The following is a 3,841-nucleotide window of genomic DNA, read 5'->3' on the forward strand; positions in this document are numbered from 1 at the left end:
CAGCCGAAAAGCCGACCCGCACTTGTCGCCGCCCGAGGAGACACCCCGGCGCGGCACCGACCCCCACCACACAGCAACCCCATATCCACGGTCCGAGCCATGAATCACGCGGCGCCAGCCGCGTACTACCGGTCCATAGGCCGCGCCGAAGCCACCGGCCCGGCAGCCGAACACGGCGCCAAGCCACACGACGGCACCCCCGGGCAGGGTCACAAAAATTGGCGCGCGACCCTACAGTGCGCACCACACCGGCCAACCGTCCCGCGCAACACCCCCGACGAACGAAGCACCCCCGTTTCCTTCCGCCGCCCGCGAAGGGGACCCGTCCCGCGCAACCACCCCGTGAAGGGGACACCCCAAGAACGCCGAACCGCCCAGCGCAGCGCCCACGCGGTTAGGGTCGGCGTATGACGCATTCCTCCACCCCCGCCGACGGCGTCACCCTCCGCGCCGCCGACGCCGAGCTCACCGTCGAGCCCGGACACGGATGCCGCCTGGCTTCGCTGAAGGTCGCCGGCACAGAGCTGCTGCGGCAGGGCGACAAGTACGGCTCGTTCGTGATGGCGCCCTGGTGCGGGCGTACCGATCAGGGGCGCTTCCGGAGCGGCGGTGATCTGTACCAGTTGCCGGTCAGCAGTGGCCCGCACGCCATCCACGGCACCGTCAGGCACGCCGCCTGGCGCACCGTCCGCGCCGACGAGCGCAGCGCCGCGTTCACGTACGACCTCACGGACCCGTGGCCCTGGGAGGGCCGGATCACCCAGGTCGTGGAGCTGGCGGAGGACGGCGGCGGGGTCACGTTGACGCTGGGTGTGGAGACGCTTCAGGACTCGTTCCCCGCGCAAGCGGGCTGGCACCCGTGGTTCCTGCGCAGGCTGAGCGACGGCGGCCAGGACGTCCGTATCGACTTCACCGCCGAGTGGCAGGAGGAGCGCGGCGAGGACCACATCCCGACGGGCAAGCGGATCGAGCCCCGCCCGGGACCGTGGGACGACTGTTTCGGGATGCCGGACGGCGTCGATGTGACCCTGACCTGGCCGGAGGAGCTGGAGCTGAACGTCTCCAGCAGGGCGGAGTGGGCCGTGGTCTACGACGAGCAGCCGGAGGCCGTCTGCGTCGAGCCGCAGTCGGGGCCGCCCAACGGGCTGAACACGCACCCGCGCCTGGTGACCCTCATCGATCCGCTGGAGGTCTCCACGACGTGGACCTGGCGCAAGCTGGCCTAGCGCTCGCATAGGCTCGTATCCCATGAGCATGAGCCCCGACAGCGACGGCGTACGCGACGACGTACACGGTGACGTACGCGCCAAGCTGCTGCGTCAGATCAAGGACAAGGCCGTGGTGCACGGCAAGGTCACCCTCTCCTCCGGGCAGGAGGCCGACTTCTACATCGACCTGCGCCGGATCACCCTCGACGGCGAGGCGGCCCCGCTCACGGGCCAGGTGATGCTGGACGCTACGGCGCACCTGGACTACGACGCGGTGGGCGGTCTGACGCTGGGCGCCGACCCGGTCGCCACCTCGATGCTGCACGCCGCCGCCGCGCGTGGCCGGAAGCTGGACGCCTTCGTCGTGCGCAAGGCGGGCAAGGCCCACGGCCTCCAGCGCCGCATCGAGGGCCCGGACATCGCGGGCCGCCGGGTGCTGATCGTGGAGGACACCTCGACGACGGGGAACTCGCCGCTCACCGCCGTCGAGGCCGCGCGGGAGGCGGGCGCCGAGGTCGTGGCCGTCGCGACGATCGTCGAGCGCGGTGCCGCTTCGGCGATGGAGCGCGAGGGGCTGACGTATGTGCACGCGTACGACCTCAAGGACCTCGGCCTGGCCTGAGCGCCTGGCGCGTCCCGCGCGTCCCGCGCGCCCCGCGCGCCGGTCCGGGACCCGGCCCCCGCGCACCGCCCGGGGGCCGTTTTCCGCACCGCGTTATGTACCGTCCGATTCAAAACTGCTAGCGTGCCGCACATGCCCCGGCCCAGGAACTTCGACGAGAACCGCGCGGTCGACGCCGCGCTGGAGGCCTTCCGGGCCACCGGGTACGAGGCGACCTCCACCCAGGACCTGTGCGAGGCCACGGGCCTGGGCCGCAGCAGCATCTACAACACCTTCCGCAGCAAGCACGACCTCTTCCGGCGCGCCCTCGTCCGCTACACGGAGCGGCTGAGCGCCGAGCAGCGTGAGCTGATGGCGCGGGAGGACCTTCCCGCGCGCGAGAAGGTCCGCGTGCTGCTGGATGCCGCCCGGCTGACGGCCGCCCGCGGCTGTCTCCTCGTCAACACGGCCGTCGAACTCGCCGACCGCGACGAGGAGATCGCGCGGCTGCTGCGCGAGGACCACGAGCGTCGCGTGGCCGGGCTGCGCGCGATGTTCGAGTCGGCCCAGCGCGCGGGCGAGATCGACGGGGGCAAGGATCCGCACGGGCTCGCGCTCTTCGTCCTCGCCACGGTCGGCGGGATGAGCGTCAGTGCCCGCAGCGGCGCGGACGAGAGCGCGCTGAGCGCCATCGCGGAGATGGCCCTCACCGCCCTCTGATGCCGCTTTCCGGCCCTGGCGGATGTTCCACGTGAAACCATTCGCGGTGGGCTCGGCGGCTCGCGAGCCTGTGCATCAGGGGTCTGGAGCATCCGGGTTCGTCTGGGAAGATGGGGACGACGATGACGTCGATCCGTTGAGCTGAACAGAGCCGATACCGCACTCGCACACCCCAAGGAGCGGACAGATGCCCATCGCAACCCCCGAGGTCTACACCGAGATGCTCGACAGGGCAAAGGTGGGCAAGTTTGCCTACCCGGCCATCAATGTCACCTCGACGCAGACCCTGCACGCGGCGCTGCGCGGCTTCGCCGAGGCGGAGAGCGACGGCATCATCCAGATCTCCACCGGCGGTGCGGAGTTCCTGGGCGGCCAGTACAGCAAGGACATGGTGAGCGGCGCGGTCGCGCTGGCCGAGTTCGCGCACATCGTCGCGAAGAAGTACCCGGTCAACGTCGCGCTGCACACCGACCACTGCCCGAAGGACAAGCTCGACGGCTACGTCCGGCCGCTGCTCGCCCTCTCCAAGGAGCGCGTCGACGCCGGTCAGAACCCCCTCTTCCAGTCCCACATGTGGGACGGGTCGGCCGAGAACCTCAAGGACAACCTGGAGATCGGCGAGGAGCTGCTGGCCCTGGCCGCGGCGGCCAAGATCATCCTTGAGGTCGAGATCACCCCGACCGGCGGCGAGGAGGACGGCGTCACCCACGAGATCAACGACGAGCTGTACACGACCGTGGACGACGCCCTGCGCACCGCCGAGGCCCTGGGCCTGGGCGAGAAGGGCCGCTACCTGCTGGCCGCCTCGTTCGGCAACGTGCACGGCGTCTACAAGCCGGGCAACGTCGTGCTCCGTCCCGAGCTGCTGAAGGACCTCCAGGAGGGCGTGGGCGCGAAGTTCGGGAAGCAGAGCCCGTTCGACTTCGTCTTCCACGGCGGTTCCGGCTCCACGGAGCAGGAGATCGCCACCGCGCTGGAGAACGGCGTCGTGAAGATGAACCTCGACACCGACACCCAGTACGCCTTCACGCGGCCCGTCGCCGACCACATGTTCAGCAACTACGACGGTGTGCTGAAGGTCGACGGCGAGGTCGGCAACAAGAAGGTCTACGACCCGCGGAGCTGGGGCAAGGCGGCCGAGAAGGGCATGGCCGAGCGCGTGCGGCAGGCGTGCGGCAACCTGCGCTCGGCGGGCACCAAGCTGAAGTGACGCGTCGCGTCTGACGTGTTCGCGCTGACGCGCTGACGCGCTGACGCGCTGACGCGCTGACGCGCTGACGCGCTGACGCGCTGACGCGCTGACGCGCTGACG

At 70.5% G+C, this 3,841-nt stretch carries 4 protein-coding genes; all 4 read left to right on the forward strand.

The window, feature by feature from the left end:
* Positions 1 to 407 precede the first annotated feature (407 nt).
* Entirely contained in the window at positions 408 to 1,226 is an 819-nt protein-coding gene (locus tag ACYVOO_RS19485) for an aldose epimerase family protein (protein ID WP_461016916.1), read from the forward strand.
* A 22-nt stretch (positions 1,227 to 1,248) separates the two neighbouring features.
* A complete protein-coding gene (pyrE, locus tag ACYVOO_RS19490) occupies positions 1,249 to 1,830 on the forward strand; it encodes an orotate phosphoribosyltransferase (RefSeq protein ID WP_461016917.1) in 582 nt (193 codons plus the stop codon).
* 132 nt (positions 1,831 to 1,962) lie between these two features.
* Entirely contained in the window at positions 1,963 to 2,529 is a 567-nt protein-coding gene (locus ACYVOO_RS19495; protein ID WP_461016918.1) for a TetR/AcrR family transcriptional regulator, read from the forward strand.
* Positions 2,530 to 2,716: 187 nt separating this feature from the next.
* On the forward strand, positions 2,717 to 3,739 hold the full coding sequence (gene fbaA, locus ACYVOO_RS19500) for a class II fructose-bisphosphate aldolase (protein WP_461016919.1): 1,023 nt from the start codon (positions 2,717 to 2,719) through the stop codon (positions 3,737 to 3,739).
* Positions 3,740 to 3,841: the final 102 nt, after the last annotated feature.

The organism is Streptomyces daliensis, assembly GCF_054782395.1.